The organism is Marinobacter halodurans (assembly GCF_004327985.1).
GTDB classification, from domain to species: Bacteria; Pseudomonadota; Gammaproteobacteria; order Pseudomonadales; family Oleiphilaceae; genus Marinobacter_A; species Marinobacter_A halodurans.
Genome location: NZ_SJDL01000244.1, coordinates 1 through 247, shown reverse-complemented (window position 1 = coordinate 247; position 247 = coordinate 1). Strand labels below are relative to the sequence as shown.

1 protein-coding gene is annotated in these 247 nt (G+C 59.5%); it reads right to left on the bottom strand.

The genetic code is table 11. The annotated features are described in order from the left end of the window. Positions 1–247: transposase domain-containing protein (locus EZI54_RS24235; protein ID WP_131484369.1), on the bottom strand; the 247-nt coding region annotated here is incomplete at both ends.

Sequence of the window (247 nt, the reverse complement as noted above, 5' to 3'; positions counted from 1 at the left end):
CAGTGGCGTGGGGTCAGGTCGCTGACTTCACTGGCCGGGTGCTGGCTGATGCGTTGCAACACGTCCACCAGGTAGGTGTAGGGGGTAATATCGTGCAGCTTGCAGGTGCTGATCAGGCTCTGGATGATGCCCAGGTGTTCCGCGCCCAGTTCGGTCCAGCAGAACATCCAGTTTTTCTTGCCCATTGGAATGGGGCGTAGTGCCCGTTCCAGGTGGTTGGTGTCTGGCTGCACGTCGGGATCTTCCA